Origin of the sequence: Veillonella parvula, assembly GCF_040094895.1 — a bacterium.
Lineage (GTDB): Bacteria > Bacillota > Negativicutes > Veillonellales > Veillonellaceae > Veillonella > Veillonella parvula_L.
Genome location: NZ_JBBNGV010000001.1, coordinates 773,657 through 794,442, shown reverse-complemented (window position 1 = coordinate 794,442; position 20,786 = coordinate 773,657). Strand labels below are relative to the sequence as shown.

The window sequence follows — 20,786 nt, the reverse complement described above, 5'->3', positions numbered from 1 at the left end:
ATGTGCTTAGCTGTACCAGCGCAATTGGTTGCTGTGAATGATGCTATTGGTACCGTTGAATTGACAGGTGCTACCCGTGACTGCAGTTTGCTCCTCGTACCAGATGCAAAGGTCGGGGATTGGTTGTTAGTTCATGCAGGTTTTGCTGTACAAATTGTTGATGAAGAAGAGGCTCAAAAAACATTAGAGGCCTTTAAGGAGTTAGAAGAACTTGAAGAAGCTTACTTTGCAGGAAAAGCAGCACACAGCTGATGCTTTGTTAAGGCGCATCAATGCGCTTCATAAGCCCGGTGAAACTGTACGGCTTATGGAGGTCTGTGGTACGCATACAGTATCGATTTTCCGAGAAGGTCTTCGTCAATTATTGCCATGTGGCATAGAACTTGTTAGTGGACCAGGATGTCCAGTATGTGTAACTGATCAAACTTATATGGATAAGGCTTTAGCCTATGCAGAATGTGAGGATGTTATTATTGCTACCTTTGGGGATATGTTAAAGGTTCCAGGTAGCTATAGTAGTCTCAATGAAGCTCAAACAAAGGGCGCTCACATCCATGTTATCTATACGCCTTTAGAGGTGATAGAACTAAGTAAAAAATACCCAGAAAAGAAAATAGTATTTTTAGCTATTGGCTTTGAGACGACTATAGCCGTAATTTGTGCTACTGTAAAAGCCGTTCATGCTGCGGGATTAAAGAATGTATTCTTTCTTGTATCTCATAAGTTAGTACCACCAGCATTGCGTGCATTATTAGATAAACAAGAAGGCCATATCGATGGATTTATTCTACCTGGTCATGTTAGCGTTATTATTGGGGAAGAACCATACCGATTTTTGCCCAAAGAATACAGTATCCCATCTTGTATCGCTGGCTTTGATGGCTTAGAAATATTATCTGCCATAGCTAATATTTTAGAGCAACGTAAGTCTGGTAATATTGTGGTGGGCAATACGTATCATTCTGTAGTTATGCAGAAGGGAAACCCTGTAGCCCAAGCTATGATCGAGGAAGTGTATGAAGTATGCGATGATGTATGGCGTGGTATTGGTGTTATTCCTAACTCTGGTTTAGCATTAAAGGGTGAATATACAGCTTACGATGTAGAGCTTGTCCTACCTATTAACTTAGATAAACCATCCCTTGATCCTAAAGGCTGTCAATGTGGACGTGTTTTACAAGGCCTTATTAAACCTAGTGAATGTCCGTTATTTGGTAAAAGCTGTACCGCAGATCATCCGGTAGGTGCCTGTATGGTATCTGTAGAGGGTAGCTGTGCTGCATGGTATAAATATGGTTATTCTAGTGGTGGATCGACGTGGGAGGATTAATATGGAACGAGTTCGCTTAGTCCATGGTAATGGTGGACGATTTAGTCATGAGTTGACGGACCGTTTTATTTTGAAATATTTTACAAATGATTTATTGGCGCCCCTACACGATGGTGCCCAGTTTCCTGTTACAGCCGGGCGCATGGCTTTCTCTACGGATTCCTATGTGGTGCAACCTGCGTTCTTTCCTGGTGGTAATATTGGCAAGTTGGCTGTTTGTGGAACTGTGAATGATTTAGCCATGAATGGCGCGATACCTCAATATTTAAGTTGTGGTCTTATTTTAGAAGAAGGTTTGGCCTTTGAAGAGCTAGATGAAATTCTTCGCACTATGTCAGAAATGGCAAAAGCCGCAAATGTTCAAATTGTTACAGGTGATACAAAGGTCGTTAAAAAGGGCGAAGTAGATAAAATCTACATTAATACTGCTGGTATTGGCATGATTCCAGATGGAATAGATATTGGTCCACATCGTGTGAAAGCAGGGATGGATATCATTTTGTCAGGTGCTATTGGAGATCACTCCATTGCCGTTATGGGGCAACGGTTTGGTTTAGATTTATCTGACTCCTTAACAACTGACTGTGCACCACTAAATAAGATGGTTCAAGCAGTATTAGATAAAGTAGGAACTCAAGTTGCTTTGTTGAGAGATCCCACTCGTGGTGGCCTAGGTACCGTTTTAAAAGAGATCGCTGATCAGAGTCAAGTAGGCATTAAGGTTGAAGAAACGGCTATACCAATTCATGAAGAGGTACAGTCAGTATGTAATATATTAGGGTATGACCCTTTATATTTAGCGAATGAAGGGAAAGTGGTTCTTATTGTAGAGCCATCTATTACGAACGAAGTCCTTAAGATTCTTCATAGCTTTGAAGAGGGCAGTGAAGCTGTTTTAATTGGTAAGACTATAGATAAAAATATTGGTAAGGTTGGTCTACAAACGGCTATTGGAGGTGTTCGTCTGATTGATTTATTAGGCGAAGATCAGGTTCCACGAATTTGTTAAATTTATAATTAATAAAAGTAATTAAACTATGTCATTTTGTTAATCTTTTTATTTCAATTTTTGAGCTTTCTAGATGTAGCTTGTATTAGATGTTGACACGATTTATCGTTGATGATAGCATTAAATTAAGTTGCGTAAAATTCATTAAGAATTCATCGAAAATCTATATTATGTTAGTATCTTTATGTGTAAGTTCTTATACTTTCACTAGAATCTATGTATAGAATTTGTTAAAATATAAGTATCTATAGGAGGCTTATTATGAAAAAGAAGATTATTACAGCTGTTCTAGGGATTTGTTTAACTACAACTGCATTTGGTGGTATCTTGACAACTCAAGCTGGTGGACTTAGCAGCATTCTTGGTGGTGCAGCTAAAATTGGTGGTATCGGCATTGTTGTTAACAAATTTGGTCCACAAATTGACTCTTTCCTAAATAAATTATTGAAACAAAATAACTTGAGTACTGAATATACAACTAAAGTAGTTCCTATTATCAGTATTGGTACAAAAGGTTATATCGGTGCGGCTCAAGTTACTGGGCCTGCTTCTAGCATTGAAGAAGTTAAAGCTGTTGCTCAAGTAGAAGGTAGCTTTAATGGTATGGTTCGTGTAAAAGGATTAGTTCCTGTTAATAGCACAAACCCAGTTGGTGCATCTCGTGTTCAAGGCGTAGGTGTATCTGCGATTATTGATTTGAAAATTTAATGGCCACTGAGCATATAAATTGATAGACTCAGGGAATAAGCACGGTCTTAGGCCCGTGCTTATTCTGTTGTATAACAGTTATACATTAGATACATTGTGGAGGAATTTATGAAGAAACAAGTACTTACACTTTTAATGGCATCCCTAATTTCAGGCACTGCATTTGCCGCTCCTGGTACAGTAACTGAAAAAACAAATGTTTTAGAAACTACTGTATATGGAGCCGTACAAGATGGTGCTGTTGTGGACCGCATTAATCAACTTGATGAAACCGTGTATGGTACTGGTTTCAATGGTAATTCCGCAACATTGAGTAAACGTGTTGACTCCCTCTACAATTCTGTAGAAGGCAGTGGTACTAATATTTCTTTGCGCGAAGAAATGGATGCATTGGAATATACATATCAAAATAGCATTAACGCAGGATCTCTTGTAGACCGTGTAGAAAAGATGGAACGTAGCGTTAATGGTCGCATTGGTAGCGGTTCCTTACAAAAACGTATTATCTCTTTGAAGACAAAGGTATATGGTAGCAATGTGGCTCTTACTAACCAAGTAGGTACATTGTCTGGTAATCAAGTGTTCAAAGTGACTCTAAATGAAGCGGTTTCTTCTAAAACTAGTCATGAAGGTGACACTATATCCTTTACTGTTGCAGAAAATGTAATGGATGGCAATGTCTTATTAGTACCTGCGGGCACTGTAGGTTCCGGAACAATTACTTCTTTGAAAAAGGCTCGTTCCTTTGGTCGTAATGGTGCGTTAGATATTACATTTGATACAATCCCAGCTATTGATGGTACAGAATTTACTGCTGTACAAGGTAAAGAGGCTAAGGATAAAACCCGTAGTGAAGTTAAAGCAGCAGGTGCATCTGTAGCGGGCGCAGTTCTACTCGGTCCTGTTGGGCTTGTAGGGGGCGCTTTCATCAAAGGTAAAAATATTGAGTACCCAGCTGGTGCTACTGTATATGTACAACCTCAAGATTCCGTAACAATTCAAGGTCTTGTTATTGGTGGCGATGGTTTAGCTCATAGTGATGATGAATTAGCTGATGCTGTAACTGTACCTAATACAACAGGTGAATCTGAAGAATATGTAGAAAATAATGATACTGATGAAAATGCAGCTGTAGCTGAAGATACTACAGCAGTTGAGGAGCCAGAAGAACCTGTAGAAAATGTTTCTCAACCTATCGTTGTTGTAAAGCGTAATCAATAATTAACAAATTCTTAAAGTAATAGGAGTTCTAGTAACCATGAGGAAACGTAAAGTACAATGGCTGGCAGCGGCATGTGTTGTTTGTTTAGCACAACCTGTATGGGCCGCTACTGAGTCAACTATTGTATATCAAGATACATTGGATAGCGTAGGTCAATCCTATGCAGGAGAAATTTCTAAAGCATCTACACCTGAATATAGTAATATCCGTGTTGTACGTCGTGGTGAAAAAGCGAAATCTGCTGCTCCTGCTGAACAGTTGCCTACACGTATCGATGCTAATAAAATGTCTTATACTGGCTCTACAGGTGATGTATATGCTCAAGGCGATGTTGTGGTGTCTCAAGGCAATCAAACTTTGATGGCCCCCCGTATTGAAGGTAATACTAAAACCACAGAATATCGTACTGTTGGGGGCTATCGCTATTTGGAAGATGGCGGTAAAACAAAAGATATTACAGGTCAAAATATGACGTATCGCACTAGCGATCGTCACTTTGAGGCAGACCAAGCCATGGGATGGAGCGATCCCTATTATGTAAAGGGCAATAACGCCACTTTTGATGGACAAATAGGCCATATGGAAAAGGGCATGGTCACTACAAAACATGCAATGGCTTTTGTTCATACTCCAGATTATCGTGTGGAGGGTCAAGATATTCAGGTATATCCTGGTGATAAAGTCGTTATTAAAAAACCATCCTTTTATATTAAAAACTTTAAAGTATTATCCTTGCCATCTTATACGACTTCATTGCGTCATGACAAAGAAGGCAAATTTAGTATTTTTTCCTTAATACCAAAACCTACGTATAGTAACGATGATGGTATTGGCTTACATGGTAGTACAGAATATCCTATCGGTAAAAATGGTGAAGCTTATATTGACTATCGTTGGTATTCTAAATCTGGTTTTAAACCACAGGTGGGATATCGTCATTATTTACCTTGGGGGACTGCTTCTGTTGGTTATAGCAAGGAATCTAATGAATATAATGATGAAACAGTATGGGTAGAAAAAATAGGTGAAGCTCGTTTGGATACTCATACATATCATGTAGGAAATTCTCCAATTACTGTACGTGGTGGTGTTAATGCTGGTTATTGGAAAGAGGGTTCTGTAAAAGGTTCTCATAAGGAATATTATGCAGAGGTTTCTCATGATCCGATTAAGCTTGGTAAAAATGCTGATTTGCGCTTCTTAGGTGGTTACCAACGTGACTACTATGGCTATGATGGTAGTATCCGTAGCATGCCTTATTGGGGTGCTAGATTCCAATCTAAAGTTGGTAATCGTGCTAATGTATGGGTTAGTTATAATCAACGAAATATAACCTACAATAATTCCCCTTATCGTTTTGACACGACAGAACTTCCAAAAGAGCTTATTTATGGCGGTACGTATAAATTGACTCGCCTAGATGATATTTCTGTAAGTGTTAAGAATAACATGATGAGTGGGGATATTGATTCTGTCTATTATACATGGCATCGTGATTTACACTCCTTCGATATGTACTTAACATATAAAGATGGACATAAAAATAAAAATGATCAATGGAAAATTAAATTTGTAGGTAAAGACTTTTAGTTAGGAGAATACTATGCAACGCATTAGAAAAGCTGTAATTCCAGCAGCTGGTTTTGGTACACGTTTCTTACCAGCTACCAAGGCACAACCAAAAGAAATGCTTCCTATTGTCGATACACCTGCTATCCAATACATTGTAAAAGAAGCTTTAGATTCTGGGATTGAAGAAATTCTAATTATTACAGGTCGTAATAAACGTGCTATTGAGGACCATTTTGATAGTAGTGTTGAATTAGAATTGTTATTACAAAGTCAAGGTAAAAATAAACCATTGGCTATGATCAAGGATTTGGCGGACATTAAAGTTCACTTTATTCGTCAAAAAGCACCTCGTGGACTTGGTGATGCTGTATTGTGTGCAAAAGCATTTATTGGTGATGAGCCATTTGCAGTGTTACTTGGTGATGATATTGTTTACAATCCAGAAAATCCATGCTTAAAACAGTTGATTGATTGCTATAATGAGCATCCTGGTATTATTTTAGGCGCTCAATTTGTACCGGAAGATAAAGTTAGTTCTTATGGTATTGTATCTGGTGAAGCAATGGCTGATAATTTATATCGTGTTGATAACTTGGTGGAAAAACCTAAGAAAGAGGATGCTCCATCTCGACTCGCTGTATTAGGTCGTTATATTTTAACACCAGATATTTTCAATATCTTAGAAGCTACTAAGCCTGGTGTAGGTAATGAAGTCCAATTAACTGATGCATTGGCAGCCTCTAAAACGGATACGTATGCATTAGCATATGAAGGTATTCGCTACGATACAGGGGATAAATTGGGCTATTTAAAAGCCACTGTTGAGTATGCATTGCGCAACGAAGAATTGGGTGAAAGCTTTAAAGCTTACTTAAAAGAGTTAGATCTAAAATAGATAATCTATGAAACTTCCACGTGAGGGGTCTATGATATGTGTCATAGGCTCTTTTTGTTTATAGTTTCAAACTCATTTGATATTTGTTAACATATGAACAATGCCTTTTGTTGACGAATGAAATAATGTTGATTATAATCAAGATATTGAATAAATAAAAGGACTGTGATTATATGAGAACATTATTTAAAGCATTATGTAATAATGATTTGAACCTACCGGGACATAGCGTTATTAAACATATGCATTATGATTCCTCAGGTAGTGATAGAACCGTATGTGAAATTGTATCGAAAGTAGCAAAAACCACCACAATTGGTATTATGGATACGTCTGGCTTCTTAATGGTCGATTTACGACCAGTGCCAAAACAATTTAACATTCGTTCTATTATAAATCAACAGGGAACAGATGGTGCTATATCTTTTTCTAAGGAAGAGGTCATACGATTTGTAAATGATATTAATGATACGAATTCCATCCATCGTGAGAATCCTTATGTTGTTCCTGGCTGCATGATTTTAGAAACGATGTGGGATTTTTGGAATATTAGTAAATCTGCTCTGCAAATGGCAATTTATTTTCATGCACCAGTTATTGCAGATGACAAGGTAACTTTGGTGGAATATCCTGAAGATGCTCATGTAGAAGGTTACATTGGTGATACATTGGCATTTTCGGCTACGTTTTTCGGTGAAAATGAAGATTCATCATCTTTGAAACAAAGATGTATTAGTTAGAGGTAATTATGGAAACAAGACGTTTAACAAAAATGGCTTTATTAACAGCCTTATTATGTATTTCAGCATATATTTCTTTCCCATTGCCATTTAGTCCCGCTATGGTAACGGCTTTGACTTTGGTAGCCACATTAATCGGCTTATTGTTACAGCCTAAGGATGCACTTATCGTATTTATCATTTATATTTTGCTTGGTGCAGTTGGGTTACCAGTATTTGTTGGCGGTACGGCTGGTCTTGGCAAATTGTTGGGACCAACAGGTGGCTTTATTTTTTCTTGGCCAGTTGCATATACATTACTAAGTATATTTAAAGGTTCTAAAAAAAGCTTTTTCTCTTATGCCTGGCGATCTCTTGTGATTACTATTCCTGTAGTGTACCTCTTTGGTGTAGCAGGTTTTATGATTGTTACAAAAACAGAACTTTGGGCGGCCTTGCCTGTAGTCATGTTCCCATTTATTCCTGGAGATATCGTAAAATGTCTGGTTGCTTCTTGGTTAGCAACTAAAGTTAAAATTTAGAATACAATTAAAGTGGCATTCTGCGGGATGCCTCTTTTTTGCTTTTAAGAAGGAGTATATATGTCAGTATATATTCATGGTGGGCTTAGAAGTCCTATCGGCGTTTTAAATGGACAATATAAACATATGAGACCGGAGATGTTAGGTGCGCAACTCATTGATGAGTTAATCAATCGTCATAGTATTTTGCAGGTGGACGGATTATTTTGTGGCAATGCAGTTGGTACCGGTGGTAATATAGGGCGTCTTATGGGACTTATGTGTAATTTACCAAATTCTGTGCCTGCTATTACCGTTGATATGCAATGTGCCTCAGCTTTGATGAGTATTGAGATCGCCTATGCACATATTGTGTCTGGTATTATGGATTCCGCTATTGCAGGCGGTATTGAAAGTTCGTCGTTACAGCCAGAACGGGTGTATGCATCAGGGGATGACCGAAAAGGAACCTATAAGGTAGCTCAATTTACGCCCCAAGATCAATCGCCTTTAGCCATGCTCGAAGGGGCTGAGCGGACTATCCATAAACACAATGTAACAAAGGAAGATTTATATCTGCATATTATTGGCAGTCATCAAAGAGCATCAGCTGCTTTAGATAACCCATATTTACAGTCATATATTATGCCTATTACTATAGATGGTAAAAGATGTATAGATGAATGTATTCGACCTACGATGAACGAGAAACTCTTGTCTAGGATGAAACCTTTGTTGGGAGCTGACTCTATTACAAATGCAGGCAATGCGTGTTTAACTCATGATGGAGCGGCCTTTGTATATTTATCTAATAAAAAAGGTCCTTTTAAAATTCATAGCGTTAAACCTTGGGCAGGAAATCCTCAGTTTAGTCCGGAGGGCGCTCTTGAAAGCACAGAAGGCATTTTAAAACGTACAGGTTTAACTATGGATGATATTGATGTGGTGGAATGGAATGAAGCTTTTGCCATCATTGATGTTCTTTTTAACAAGGCGTACCCTAATCACATTAAAAAATATAACATGCTTGGAGGTGCCTTAGCTTATGGACATCCCTATGGATGTTCTGGTGCCATATTAGTGCTTCACTGTATGGCTGCTTTAGAATCTTGTGGTGGTCGCTATGGTTTATGTGCTATTGCTGGTGCAGGGGGCACAGGTACGGCTTTAATTATGGAACGCATGTAATATGACAATTATTGAACGCTTACAACAGCATAAAGATTTAGAGCCCTATAAAATGGCTTTAATCGTAGATGACATACAATATACATATGGTGAACTATATGATGCTATTCTATCGGTCGGTATTAATAATACAAGTCGCATTGTAAATCTTACTCAGTCTAAAAAGACATTAAATACTAAGATTCTTTTAATTCAGGAACTGTCGTTTGTTGAACAACTTACACAGTGGCTTGGGGCATTACATAAAGGTAATATTCCTATGGTATGTCACAATGAGATGGATACGGCTTATGTAGATGAGCTAGCTCGTGTTATAGCCTATGAAGGTGTACCGCCATTAGCTGATTTTGGGGTACTTACATCGGGGACTACGGGACAACCAAAACCTTTGTGGAGACGAGAAATGTCTTGGCGCGATTTTTTTGATATTCAAAATGATATTTTTCATATAAACAAAGATACTAAAATCTTTTTACAGGGAAGCTTTAGTTTCACAGGTGTTAGCAATATGGTCATCGCCTCTTTATGGGCTGGAGGGACTGTTGTTACAACGAGTTCCTTGCGTCCTAGTAGATGGATGCAGCTTATAGAGGAATACAATGTAGACCATATATATGCATTACCAACGAAACTACGATTATTGGTTCGACATTGTAAAAGTAAATTATCATCCATTAAATACATCATTGCAGGATCTCAAGTTCTGGATCGACAATTAATGGAACAGTTACAACATATATGCCCTGATATGGAGTTTATCTTGTACTATGGTGCATCAGAGCTTAACTATATAACGTATTGCACTGGTAAAGAATGGTTAGCGCGAGAAGGTACGGTAGGGAGACCATTTCCAACCGTGAAAATCGCAGAGAATGATAATGTCATTTATGTGACAACAAATTATCGTATTGAAGGGATTCCCAATACGTATACTGTAAATGATTGTGGATACATTGATAGTGACGGGTATCTTATGTTTAATGGGAGAGCAGGTGACGTAATCAATAAAGGGGGATATAAAATTTCTATCCCAGAGATGGAATTGTATTTACAATCCTTACAAGGGGTTTCCGAGGTTGCTATTATCGATATTGCTGATGAGATACGAGGGGAAGACTACGTAGTTTATATGGTGCTAGATGGTGAGGCTAGATTGAGTGAAGTTATAGAACTTATTCATAATAAAAGACCTCCTGTAGAGTGGCCAAAAGCTATAATAGAAATTCCTGTGTTACCCCTTACGGAATGCTCAAAAGTTGATAAACGAAAGTTAAAAGAGTGGTATAATAAAGGGTAAACATTTTTTGTACTACAAGGAGGCATCATGCAGATTAATAAGGCGGCGCTAGAGATTTTCGACTTTACATCCTCGTTAGCTGTATATTCTGAACATGAATTAAAGGTTGGGGATCAAGCTATACAAGATTATATAGCAAATCATGTAGTTAAGGCTTTTAAAGATCCAGGGGCTAGAACCGGAACCTTACATGATGCGAGTCCTGTAGGCAAACAATTAGTAGACTATAAAAATGGAGCGCTTAAGTTTATTGATTTATGTAAGAATTTAGGTGAAAGCTTATTTTCATACATGAAACAAGCTACGGATTCTGTTGTTATTGATACGATTATCTGTGAAGCCGTTACGGATACGCCTTATGTTTGTATTCTTCTGTGCCAAGCTCATGATGCTTTTACCCATCAACTATTCAGTGAAGATGATGGTACATTGGCTACAGAACTCGTTTCTCATAAGACAGTATTACCTATGCCGTCACAAAAATTACGGGCCTTTGCATCTATTAATCTCAATGATTTTAGTGTTCGTGTTTTTGAACCTAAAGGTGAATTTGATGGTGAGGTATCCTATATCCTAGCAGATAAGGTCTTGCAATTAGGGACTAATCAATCCTCGCGAGATACGGTGAGAAAGGTAAAAGCTATCGTAGATAAGGTGGCTCAAGCGCACGAGTCTGATGGCGTCATTGAACTGACAACGGCTAAATCTATGATTGCTAAAAATGCAGAAGTATCAGATACCGTTGATCCTGTTCGTATTGTAGAAGAGGTATTTAAAGCGAATCCTATTCAACAAGAGGCGGCAAAGAAAGAATTAGCTGATGTGGATATGTTGCGTCCTTTGCCAGTAAATCGTGAGTTTGCCACGAAGGTTGGAGAGCATCATAAGATTAAAACAGATACAGGTATTGAGATTTCATTTCCTGTGAAATATATGAAAAATCGTGAGTTTATTGAGATAAAAACTAATGATGATGGTACTTTGCGTATTGAATTAAAAAATATTAATAAAATCGTAAATAAATAGTAATGAAAAATTATATTTGTCTATAGAAATATATTATGTAATATGTAATGATTAAATTTATTTGCTATGCTAGTATATGGAGGTTATGATGAGTAAAGAAAAACATAAAAAAACAAACGCATTACGTATTTTAGATACTCATAAGATACCTTATAGTATTAGCGAATATGAGTGGTCTGAAGAGCGTGCCGCTGGCCTTCATGTAGTAGAAGCATTAAGACTCGATGAGAAACAAGTTTTTAAAACATTAGTTGGTAAAGGTGACAAAACTGGATATGTAGTATTCTGTATTCCTGTAGCTGAAGAGTTAGATATGAAACAGGCAGCACGTGTTAGTCATAATAAGTCTGTAGAGCTTGTTCATGTTAAGGATTTGTTAGGTATTACAGGTTATTTGCGCGGTGGATGTTCTCCAGTAGGCATGAAAAAAGCATTTCCTACCTATTTTGATGCTACTATGGAACCCAAAAAGTTTGTATATGTAAGTGCAGGTTTACGCGGTATGCAAATGAAGGTAGATCCAAAGAATTTGGCATCTGTTGTAAATGCTGAATTTGTTGAACTGACAATGGACCATTAAGGGGGGGCGTATGGCAAAAAAGTTTTATGCTGTTCGTCAGGGCCGTGTACCAGGAGTTTATACTACATGGTCTGACTGTGAGAAACAAGTAAAGGGCTATGGTGGTGCTATCTACAAATCATTTTCGACAGAAGTAGAAGCACGTGCTTTTGTAGAGAATTCAGGTTTGTCTTTAAGTGATTTTATGAGCGCTAAAAAGAGTGAACTTAAATTGCCACAAGAAGTGAAGTTTAAATCTATAAATTCTAGGCCTATAGGTTCTAGTTCTAGTATTCAAGGTAAAGTATCAGCAAGTGTTGTGAAACCAGATTTTACTATTCCAAACTATATGGTTGCGTATATCGATGGTAGTTATAATAAAGAGACTAATACTGTTGGTGCAGGTGGGGTTATCTTTTTGAATGGCAAGAGGAAAACTTTTTCTTTTCCCTCTACTGATGAACGATATACATCGTTTTGGAATGTAGCTGGCGAGTTGTTGGCTGCTATGCATGTTATGAAATATGCTGTTGATAATGGAATTTCTGAATGCTCACTTTACTATGATTATATGGGCATAGAAATGTGGGCTACTAAGAGATGGAAACGTAATAATGAGCTAACCAAAGAGTATTCAGCATTTTATGATTCTATAAAAAATCATGTGCGAGTATACTTTCACAAGGTGGCTGCTCATACAGGCGATACATATAATGAAATGGCTGATGCACTAGCAAAACAAGGTGCAGGTATTTAAAGATATTAGAAGGGAGGGCGCTATGAATATATGTGTTACTGGTGGGGCCGGATTTATTGGGTCCCATTTAGTTGATAGATTAATTGAATTAGGGCACGATGTACTCGTTATAGATGATTTATCTACAGGTATGCGCTCCTTTGTACATGAAGATGCTCGATTTATTGAGATGGATGTACGAGATCCAAAATTACTATCTGTATTTGAAGAGTTTAAGCCGTCTATCGTATTTCATGAAGCGGCGCAAACAATGGTTCAATCCTCCATGGAGAACCCAAGTTATGACTGTGATGTAAATTTAATAGGACTTATTAATGTTCTCGATGCTTGTCGTAAAGTGAAAGTTGAACAATTTTTAATGCCTTCATCAGCTGCTGTATATGGTGACTTGGCAGTATTGCCATTAACTGAAGACTTGAGTGGTATGCCTTCGTCTTTTTACGGCTTGACAAAGCTTACTGCAGAAGGTTATTTGCGTATTTATCATGAAGCTTTTGGATTAAATACAGTATGCTTTAGATATGCTAATGTATATGGACCACGTCAAGGTGATGGCGGTGAAGGTGGCGTTATCAGTATTTTCAACCGCTTGATTGTCGAAGGGCAACCATTAACTGTATTTGGTGATGGTGAGCAAACTAGAGATTTCATTTATGTAGATGATGTGGTAGATGCTAATATTAAGGCTATGGAAAATGGTCAATGCACAGGTATTTATAATGTATCTACCAATATGGGAACATCTGTGAATGAGTTGATTACGCGATTCCGGGCTATTAGTGGGACAGATTTTATGGTTTATTATGAAAATGAACGTATAGGGGATATTAAACATTCGCGCTTAAGTAATGTGAAAGCTGAACGTGATTTTGGTTTTATTGCCACTACAACATTAGAAGCTGGTTTACAAAAGACATTGGAATATTTTAAAGCTCATCATAAGTAAGAAAAATAAGGTTTGGGGATATGAGTGATACGCAATTTTGGGTGACCGTAGGTATTTGGAATCTTATCGTATTTAGCCTGTATGGATATGATAAATTATGTGCCATTAATGGATATGATCGGATTTCAGAGTTCACATTATTATTTTTAGCTTTTGCCTTTGGTGGTGTTGGTGCTTTATTAGGTATGGTCCTATGGCGTCATAAGACATTAAAAATTAAATTTAAAGTAGCCATCCCTTTTGCATTACTTTGGTCTGTATATGCAGTCGGATTCGGTTATGGCTTGTGGGTAAAATGATTGTATAAACTAATATTTTATTCATTCTTTTATGGTATAATAAAAGAATATTGTACATAAAATGTCAGTGAAGGAGATATTTGATGTTGCGATTACAATCAGGTTTCGAGTTAGATTATGCTAATATATATAATGAAAGTTGCATACAAGAACGCGATGTGAATAATTTTGAACGAGCTATACAAAATGTATGGCGTCATACAAATATTTTGCGTTCTACAGGCTTCGAAGAAGGTCATGTTTCTAAAGATGGTTTACCTGAACCTGTGTTGTTTTACCAACTTCCATATATTTCAGAAGATGGTATCAATACACCAGATATGTTAGAGCGGCTTTACGAATTACGTGACTATGCACGCCATAATATTGATACAGTTGTATCCGTAGGTATTGGGGGCTCCTATTTGGGGAGCAAAGTTATTTTTGATGTGCAGTGTGGAGCATTTTGGAATAACTACAGTGCAGAGGAACGCGACGGCTATCCTAGGATGTACTTTGCAGGCTTTAATGTGGATGGTGATTACTTAGTAGGGCTAATTCGTACGATAGAGTGTCAAGCTCAGAAAAAAGGTCCTGATTATAAGGTGATGCTCGTTATTAATTCTAAGTCTGGATCTACCATTGAACCAATGGCTAACTTCATGATTTTGGAGAAGGCTTTACAAGATCGTAATATTAACTACGAAGTGATAGCTGTTACAGATGTATCTGATGATGAACATCCTACGATTTTACGATCTATGGCGATAGAAAATAATTGGAAGACCTATAGCATTCCTTATGGTGTAGGTGGTCGTTTCTCTGTATTTACAGAAGTTGGTTTTGTAACAGCCGCTCTTGTAGGATTTGATATTGAAGGATTCTTAGCTGGTGCTGCATCTATGGATGCAGCATGTCAAGAAGAAGACATTTTTAAAAATCCAGGCCTTTTAAGTGCATTATTGAAATATATTGCATCTGAACGATATGGTCGTATTATAGAGGTGTTTATGCCTTATAGTGAAGCACTCCACTCATTATCTGATTGGTATGTGCAGCTCTTATCCGAGTCTCTTGGAAAAATGAGTAATACTTGTCTACCATATGGCCGTACGCCAGTTGCTGCAGTAGGTACTATGGATATGCATGCTCAAGTTCAAGAGCATCAAGAGGGGCGCCTAAATAAGGTAGTTCAATTTATTAAGGTTAAAGACTGGAAACATAATCTCATTGTTCCAGATTCCTATAGTCAATATGAACGTTTACACTCTCTATCTGATGTAGGCATTTGTGATATTTTAAACATTGCTTTAGATGCTAATAGAGAAGCCTTGTCTAGTGACAATCGTTTTAACATGACTATAACTGTACCAACATTAAACGCATTCCATTTAGGAGAAATTATGTTTATGCATTGTTGGGCCGTTTATTTTGAGTCCATTTTTGCGGGTGTTGATGCTTTTGATCAACCAGGGGTAGAGGTTTATAAGCGTCTCATCGGGCCCAAATTGGCTCGAGCAAAGGAAGTACATAATTCATGAGGGGGAACTATGAATATTTTAGTAACAGGTGGTGCTGGTTATATTGGGAGTCATACTGTACGTGCTTTACAACAAGCAGGATATACACCAATTATTGTAGATAATTTATCTCGTGGGCATGTAGAATCTATTCCTGAGGGGGTAAAGTTCTACAATATGGATATTGCTGATCCTAAACTAGTAGGTATTATGAAAGAACATAACATCCTAGGTGTAATGCATTTTGCTGCTCACTCACAAGTTGGTGAATCCATGCAAAATCCAGCTATTTATTATGAAAATAATGTAGTTGGTTCTTATCACCTTATTGAGTCTGCTCGTACCGCAGGTATAAAGCATTTTGTATTTTCTAGTACGGCTGCTGTGTATGGTGAGCCTAAGGTAGTTCCTATTTGTGAGGATGCTCAGCTACAACCAACAAATGTATATGGTCGCACTAAATTGATGATAGAAAAAATGTTATCTGATTATAGTTCGATTTATGGTTCTACATATGTTGCGTTGCGTTATTTCAATGCGGCCGGTGCGGATCCGTCTGGTATGATTGGAGAAGACCATCATCCTGAAACTCATTTGATTCCACTTGTGTTAGATGCGGCTCGCGGTAAAAGAGAGCATATAACTGTATTTGGGACTGATTATGATACAGCTGATGGCACATGTGTACGCGACTATATTCATGTCAATGATTTAGCAGCTGCTCACGTATTGGCTATGGACTACTTGCGTAAAGGCGGAGAATCTCAAGTATTTAATCTTGGTAGTGGTAATGGATTCTCTGTAAAGGAAATCATCGAGACTGCAAAAGAGGTTACGGGTATCGATATTCCTGTTCAATATGGTGATCGCCGTGCTGGTGATCCAGGAACATTAATTGCTTCCTCTGAAAAAATCAAAAATTTACTTGGTTGGGATCCTAAATTTAGTAATCTTGCTGATGTTATCAAAGATGCATGGCATTGGCATACCTCTCATCCAGATGGATTTAATAGTAAATAAAGAACGAATTGTTTTGATTTGTCAATATAATGAATGACTCTATTAGTCACCTTGGTGACTGGTAGAGTCATTTTTTTGTAGGATTTTAAAAGAGCCTCCTAGAATATGTCAGCAGGAGGTGGATTATGAACTTACAAGACTATATAGAACGTATGAAAATGTGGATTGATAAGCAGCATTTTATTATGCGCCACTATAAGTTTGCACTTGGTATTTTCTTTATCATTACGGTTGCCCTTTTAGGCATTGGTATTTTTTATCCACATGAGGAGGAAAATGTTCATATTAGTTTAGATCAATCTAATGGTAGAGATGCTAATCAAATTGAACGAGGCTCAGAAAAATTATCAAAAGAAACAACACATGATAATAGAAATGGGAAAGGAAAGAACTATTTTAAAGATGAAAGTGATATAAAAAATGTAAAGGATAGAGAGGTAAAAAGCGATGTTCATGGACGATTATTATATGATATTACCGGTGTTGAGCGAGCAAATCCTTGGCGAGAGGTTTTTAAAGATATTCCTATAGATGAATTACTTGGTCAGAATAAGATAACTAAAGATAGTAATGGCAATTTCGTTGATATAAATAATGATTTACATGAGTCAGATGATTCAATGAAGACTTTTGAGAAAAAGGTAGATGAAAGTCGTAGAAATGAAAAATATCAACAAATAAGAAATAATAAAAAGCATAGTGGTAATTATATTGAATTAAAAGCTAAAGATATTAGTGCTAGACGAGTTGAATCTAGTATACAACCTTCTATAAGTAATCCTATCAAACAACATCCCATAGAGCTTATAGGTATTATTGAGGGACAACAGAATATTGCTATTTTACGAAAAGGTACAGAGGAACAAATGGTTAGTATAGGAAGTGTGTGGAAAGAAATATCAGTATCTAAGATAACTGCAAGTGGTGTAGAAATTATTGAAGGAGGTTCATCACGGTGGCTAAAAATCGATTAAGCTTTATAGGTCTAAAATGTATAGATAAGATTATAGTGACAGTTATATTGCAAATAAGCTTATGGATGGTCGTAATGCTTGTAACTCCCTTCATGGTATTTGCTAATGGTACTGATAGGATAACTACTAGTAGTTCTGAAAACATTGTAAATAGTGGTGAAGTAGCTAAAAATGAAAAAAATATTGAGAACAAACTCATAACGATTTCTGTACGCAATGCATCCTTAAAGGAAACCGTTTTAGGAATTTGTCGTAGTTACGGTATATCTGTTATTGGTGTAGAGTCGTTAAAAGGGACTGTTACGGCCACTGTAACGGGAGAATCCCCAGAAGGGATTATTAATGAATTAGGTAAGTTATATCATTTCTCCGTATTGAAGGAGCATAACACACTTCTTATTGATTCTGATGATGAAACACTTGAAAAAAGAGAACTATATGTTATATCACCTGAACATTTACCGGCTGAGTCTTTAAAAAATGTGGTAGGCACAGTGGTAAAAAATGATAAAATGGCAGTGCTTTCAGAACAAAATGAAGTAATTATGCATTTGACGAGCGGAGAAAAGCGACGTGTAGAAACCTTAGTACGTGCTATCGACAAGGAACCAAAACAAGTGCAATTGGAAGCTACCATCATTGCCATGGAACAATCTTATGCAAAAGAACAGGGTTTTCGATGGTCTTGGCTCAGCTTAACTGGACATGGAGAAGACAAAACACATTCCTATGGCGCTGTTACTTTTGGTAAAACACCGACTGGGGAAGCCTATAAGTTCTTTGTAAAGCCAGAGCTAAGTCTTATGGAAAGCTCAGGTAAGGCCGTTTTAATTGCAAAACCATCTATCATGGCTCTCAATGGTGAGACTGCGCATATCTTGATAGGTGAAAGAATACCTGTTATAGAAGAGTCAGAAGTGAATGGCGAACGAAAGCGTTCTACTCGTTATGAAGAGGTGGGCATTAAGTTGAATTACACTCCTATCATTACCGCTGATGGTGGTGTAGATGCTAAAATACATGCAGAAGTGAGTACACCTATTATGGTATCTGAAATGAAAGCCTACAAAATAAGCACACGTCAAGCACATACAAGAGTACGATTACAACCAGGAGAAGTGTTAGTTATTGGTGGACTCATGGATAATCGAGATCAACATCAAATACAAAAAATACCTATTTTGGGAGATATCCCTTTGTTAGGAAAATTATTCCGTCATAGTCGAAAAACAAAAGATTCTATAGAAATGTTAATGTTAGTGAGGGCAACTGTGGTATAATGAAGAGTAAATGATTAGGAGGTTGTGAATGGAACGCATTCGAATGATAGACCTTGGAAAATCATTTGGGGTGCGCCAAGTATTTTCCAATGTGTCTTTTGAGATAAAAGAAGGGGATCGACTCGCATTGGTAGGCCCTAATGGGGCTGGGAAATCTACCTTGTTAAAGTGCATATTAGGCTATGAAGAACTCGATGAAGGTAATGTAGTCAAGTCGCCTGTTGCTAGTATTGGCTATTTACAACAAGATGTAAATCTTGGAGATGATAGCCTTGCTACGGAAATCGAAAAAGCTTGGGCTGATGTTCATGCATTGGAAAAACAATTAAAAGAGCTCACTAGTCGCTTGGAAACCGAAGAGGCTAGCGAATCGGATTTACAACGCTTAGATTATTTACAGAATCGTCTAGAATGGCTAGGTGGCTATGACTACGAGCAAAAGACAAAGCGCATAGTCTATGGTCTTGGTTTTACTGATGATGACTTAGATAAGCCGGCTAATGCTTTTTCAGGTGGTCAAAAAACGCGTATCAATTTAGCTAAAGCGTTAGTACGTAGTCCTGATTTTTTATTCTTAGACGAACCGACTAACCATTTAGATATGGATATGCTGGAGTGGTTAGAGGGGTACTTATCTGCCTATCAAGGTGGTATTCTCATTGTCAGCCATGATAGATATTTTCTAGATCGTATCGTCACAGGTGTTGTGGAGTTAGATAATCACAAAGCCACAACCTATCGTGGTAACTATAGTCGCTATATTCAACAACGTGATGAACGTTTAAAGGCTGATATGGTGGCCTATGAAAAACAGCAGGAGTATATTAAGAAAACAGGGGCTTATATAGATAAATACCGCGCTGGTATCAAGTCTAAAATGGCTCGTGGTCGTCAGTCTCAACTAAATCGATTAGAGCGGCTAGAGGCACCTGTTACTTCACATCATTTACAATTTTCTTTTCCTCCTGCTGCGATGAGTGCTGATAAGGTTTTAGTATTAGATCACTTATCTGTCGGATATGGTGAAAGTTGTATTATTGATGATATCTCTCTTGTTGTTCGACGAGGTGAATCAGTAGCGCTTATTGGACCTAATGGCGCGGGTAAGTCTACACTGGTGAAAACCATTGTAGGAGAACTATTTCCTGAAGTTGGTCATGTGGATATTGGCAATCGCGTACAAGTCGGTTACTTCTCACAAGAACACGAAGAATTGCATGATTCTTGGCAGGTAGTGGAAGAGATCATGAATCACTTTAACTACAGCGAGGATAAGGCTCGTAATGTGCTGGGGGCTTTCCTGTTTAAAGGGGACGATGTATTTAAGCTAGTAGGTGAATTATCTGGTGGTGAGCGCGCTCGTTTAGCTTTGCTTAAATTATTTCTTCAAGGAGATAATTTTCTAATTTTAGATGAACCGACAAACCATTTAGATATTCCTACACGAGAAATTGTAGAGGAAGCATTGCAACAATTTGAAGGGACTTGTTTTATTATTTCTCATGATAGATACTTCTTGGATCAAGTTTCTACAAAAACAGTAATTCTAGATGAAGGTAAAATTACAGAGTATCTCGGTAATTATTCATACTATAAGGAAAAGCTGAAAGAGCAAGAAGATTTATTAGCATTGGCTAATGAGAAAAACTCTGATAGCAGTAAGCGTGATAGTAAAGCTACTCCTATTAATGAGTCAATGCTTTCAGTATCAGAAACTACGGAGGAAAATCAGAAGAAGCCGAATGCTTATATGGTAGAAAAACAATTGGCTGAGGTAGAAGCTGAAATTGCTCGTTTAGAGGCGACGATGAAGATGTATGAGGTACAATTAGCTAATCCTGTAGTACAACAAGATTTAGATGAAATGTCCAAAATTTCCACACAAATTGAAGAGACTCAGACAGAGTTGGAATCCTTGTATAAGAAGTGGGAACGTCTATGTGAATAACTTATTTAATGTATATA

At 37.5% G+C, this 20,786-nt stretch carries 21 protein-coding genes; all 21 read left to right on the top strand.

Translation table 11 applies throughout. From position 1 onward, the window contains the following. Positions 1-252, top strand: coding sequence for a HypC/HybG/HupF family hydrogenase formation chaperone (locus AAAT26_RS03710; protein ID WP_012864153.1), 252 nt, complete (start codon positions 1-3; stop codon positions 250-252). Continuing rightward, positions 212-1,330: a hydrogenase formation protein HypD gene (hypD, locus tag AAAT26_RS03705; RefSeq protein ID WP_349208880.1), complete on the top strand. Its 1,119-nt coding sequence runs from the start codon at positions 212-214 to the stop codon at positions 1,328-1,330. Before AAAT26_RS03710 ends, hypD begins: the two co-directional genes overlap by 41 nt. A gap of 1 nt (position 1,331) precedes the next feature. Beyond that, positions 1,332-2,339, top strand: a complete 1,008-nt coding sequence (gene hypE / locus AAAT26_RS03700; protein WP_128114182.1) for a hydrogenase expression/formation protein HypE — start codon at positions 1,332-1,334, stop codon at positions 2,337-2,339. A gap of 261 nt (positions 2,340-2,600) precedes the next feature. Beyond that, positions 2,601-3,047, top strand: a complete 447-nt coding sequence (locus tag AAAT26_RS03695; protein ID WP_004697051.1) for a hypothetical protein — start codon at positions 2,601-2,603, stop codon at positions 3,045-3,047. Between the two features lie 108 nt (positions 3,048-3,155). Beyond that, a complete protein-coding gene (locus AAAT26_RS03690; RefSeq protein WP_038125303.1) occupies positions 3,156-4,268 on the top strand; it encodes a hypothetical protein in 1,113 nt (370 codons plus the stop codon). 37 nt (positions 4,269-4,305) lie between these two features. After that, a complete protein-coding gene (locus tag AAAT26_RS03685; RefSeq protein WP_004697340.1) occupies positions 4,306-5,859 on the top strand; it encodes an LPS-assembly protein LptD in 1,554 nt (517 codons plus the stop codon). A gap of 13 nt (positions 5,860-5,872) precedes the next feature. After that, a complete protein-coding gene (gene galU, locus AAAT26_RS03680) occupies positions 5,873-6,736 on the top strand; it encodes a UTP--glucose-1-phosphate uridylyltransferase GalU (RefSeq protein WP_278457383.1) in 864 nt (287 codons plus the stop codon). A gap of 173 nt (positions 6,737-6,909) precedes the next feature. Further along, entirely contained in the window at positions 6,910-7,476 is a 567-nt protein-coding gene (locus AAAT26_RS03675; protein ID WP_128114181.1) for a hypothetical protein, read from the top strand. A gap of 8 nt (positions 7,477-7,484) precedes the next feature. Next, on the top strand, positions 7,485-7,997 hold the full coding sequence (locus AAAT26_RS03670) for a biotin transporter BioY (RefSeq protein ID WP_004693338.1): 513 nt from the start codon (positions 7,485-7,487) through the stop codon (positions 7,995-7,997). A gap of 60 nt (positions 7,998-8,057) precedes the next feature. After that, entirely contained in the window at positions 8,058-9,164 is a 1,107-nt protein-coding gene (locus tag AAAT26_RS03665; protein ID WP_287540653.1) for a thiolase family protein, read from the top strand. Position 9,165: 1 nt separating this feature from the next. Next, entirely contained in the window at positions 9,166-10,461 is a 1,296-nt protein-coding gene (locus tag AAAT26_RS03660; protein WP_128114180.1) for an AMP-binding protein, read from the top strand. Between the two features lie 27 nt (positions 10,462-10,488). After that, complete coding sequence (locus tag AAAT26_RS03655; RefSeq protein WP_349208879.1) at positions 10,489-11,487, top strand: nucleoid-associated protein; 999 nt, start codon at positions 10,489-10,491, stop codon at positions 11,485-11,487. Positions 11,488-11,575: 88 nt separating this feature from the next. Further along, entirely contained in the window at positions 11,576-12,067 is a 492-nt protein-coding gene (gene ybaK, locus AAAT26_RS03650; protein WP_021147962.1) for a Cys-tRNA(Pro) deacylase, read from the top strand. A 10-nt stretch (positions 12,068-12,077) separates the two neighbouring features. Beyond that, the gene (locus AAAT26_RS03645; protein WP_021147963.1) at positions 12,078-12,803 is read left to right on the top strand and encodes a ribonuclease H1 domain-containing protein; all 726 of its coding nucleotides are present in this window, start codon (positions 12,078-12,080) and stop codon (positions 12,801-12,803) included. A gap of 22 nt (positions 12,804-12,825) precedes the next feature. After that, on the top strand, positions 12,826-13,749 hold the full coding sequence (locus AAAT26_RS03640; protein WP_008600611.1) for an NAD-dependent epimerase/dehydratase family protein: 924 nt from the start codon (positions 12,826-12,828) through the stop codon (positions 13,747-13,749). A 20-nt stretch (positions 13,750-13,769) separates the two neighbouring features. Beyond that, positions 13,770-14,048, top strand: coding sequence for a DUF1294 domain-containing protein (locus AAAT26_RS03635; protein WP_349208878.1), 279 nt, complete (start codon positions 13,770-13,772; stop codon positions 14,046-14,048). An 83-nt stretch (positions 14,049-14,131) separates the two neighbouring features. Then, positions 14,132-15,568: a glucose-6-phosphate isomerase gene (locus AAAT26_RS03630; protein WP_316074067.1), complete on the top strand. Its 1,437-nt coding sequence runs from the start codon at positions 14,132-14,134 to the stop codon at positions 15,566-15,568. A 9-nt stretch (positions 15,569-15,577) separates the two neighbouring features. Continuing rightward, a complete protein-coding gene (galE, locus tag AAAT26_RS03625; protein WP_349208877.1) occupies positions 15,578-16,567 on the top strand; it encodes a UDP-glucose 4-epimerase GalE in 990 nt (329 codons plus the stop codon). A gap of 125 nt (positions 16,568-16,692) precedes the next feature. Beyond that, positions 16,693-17,541 carry a hypothetical protein gene (locus tag AAAT26_RS03620; protein ID WP_156697460.1) on the top strand — a complete coding sequence of 283 codons (849 nt, stop codon included), beginning with the start codon at positions 16,693-16,695 and terminating at the stop codon, positions 17,539-17,541. Beyond that, positions 17,523-18,821: a type II secretion system protein GspD gene (locus AAAT26_RS03615; protein ID WP_316074062.1), complete on the top strand. Its 1,299-nt coding sequence runs from the start codon at positions 17,523-17,525 to the stop codon at positions 18,819-18,821. The genes AAAT26_RS03620 and AAAT26_RS03615 overlap by 19 nt, the downstream gene beginning before the upstream one ends. Positions 18,822-18,849: 28 nt before the next feature. After that, positions 18,850-20,769: an ABC-F family ATP-binding cassette domain-containing protein gene (locus tag AAAT26_RS03610; RefSeq protein WP_349208876.1), complete on the top strand. Its 1,920-nt coding sequence runs from the start codon at positions 18,850-18,852 to the stop codon at positions 20,767-20,769. The last annotated feature ends 17 nt before the right edge of the window (positions 20,770-20,786 follow it).

Coding starts and splice junctions, on each gene's coding strand:
- AAAT26_RS03695 (WP_004697051.1), top strand. CDS start 2,601: ATGAAAAAGAAGATTATTACAGCTGTTCTAGGGATTTGTTTAACTACA.
- hypE (WP_128114182.1), top strand. CDS start 1,332: ATGGAACGAGTTCGCTTAGTCCATGGTAATGGTGGACGATTTAGTCAT.
- AAAT26_RS03670 (WP_004693338.1), top strand. CDS start 7,485: ATGGAAACAAGACGTTTAACAAAAATGGCTTTATTAACAGCCTTATTA.
- AAAT26_RS03620 (WP_156697460.1), top strand. CDS start 16,693: ATGAACTTACAAGACTATATAGAACGTATGAAAATGTGGATTGATAAG.
- AAAT26_RS03665 (WP_287540653.1), top strand. CDS start 8,058: ATGTCAGTATATATTCATGGTGGGCTTAGAAGTCCTATCGGCGTTTTA.
- ybaK (WP_021147962.1), top strand. CDS start 11,576: ATGAGTAAAGAAAAACATAAAAAAACAAACGCATTACGTATTTTAGAT.
- galE (WP_349208877.1), top strand. CDS start 15,578: ATGAATATTTTAGTAACAGGTGGTGCTGGTTATATTGGGAGTCATACT.
- AAAT26_RS03645 (WP_021147963.1), top strand. CDS start 12,078: ATGGCAAAAAAGTTTTATGCTGTTCGTCAGGGCCGTGTACCAGGAGTT.
- AAAT26_RS03655 (WP_349208879.1), top strand. CDS start 10,489: ATGCAGATTAATAAGGCGGCGCTAGAGATTTTCGACTTTACATCCTCG.
- AAAT26_RS03640 (WP_008600611.1), top strand. CDS start 12,826: ATGAATATATGTGTTACTGGTGGGGCCGGATTTATTGGGTCCCATTTA.
- AAAT26_RS03630 (WP_316074067.1), top strand. CDS start 14,132: ATGTTGCGATTACAATCAGGTTTCGAGTTAGATTATGCTAATATATAT.
- AAAT26_RS03685 (WP_004697340.1), top strand. CDS start 4,306: ATGAGGAAACGTAAAGTACAATGGCTGGCAGCGGCATGTGTTGTTTGT.
- galU (WP_278457383.1), top strand. CDS start 5,873: ATGCAACGCATTAGAAAAGCTGTAATTCCAGCAGCTGGTTTTGGTACA.
- AAAT26_RS03675 (WP_128114181.1), top strand. CDS start 6,910: ATGAGAACATTATTTAAAGCATTATGTAATAATGATTTGAACCTACCG.
- AAAT26_RS03610 (WP_349208876.1), top strand. CDS start 18,850: ATGGAACGCATTCGAATGATAGACCTTGGAAAATCATTTGGGGTGCGC.
- AAAT26_RS03660 (WP_128114180.1), top strand. CDS start 9,166: ATGACAATTATTGAACGCTTACAACAGCATAAAGATTTAGAGCCCTAT.
- AAAT26_RS03690 (WP_038125303.1), top strand. CDS start 3,156: ATGAAGAAACAAGTACTTACACTTTTAATGGCATCCCTAATTTCAGGC.
- AAAT26_RS03635 (WP_349208878.1), top strand. CDS start 13,770: ATGAGTGATACGCAATTTTGGGTGACCGTAGGTATTTGGAATCTTATC.
- AAAT26_RS03710 (WP_012864153.1), top strand. CDS start 1: ATGTGCTTAGCTGTACCAGCGCAATTGGTTGCTGTGAATGATGCTATT.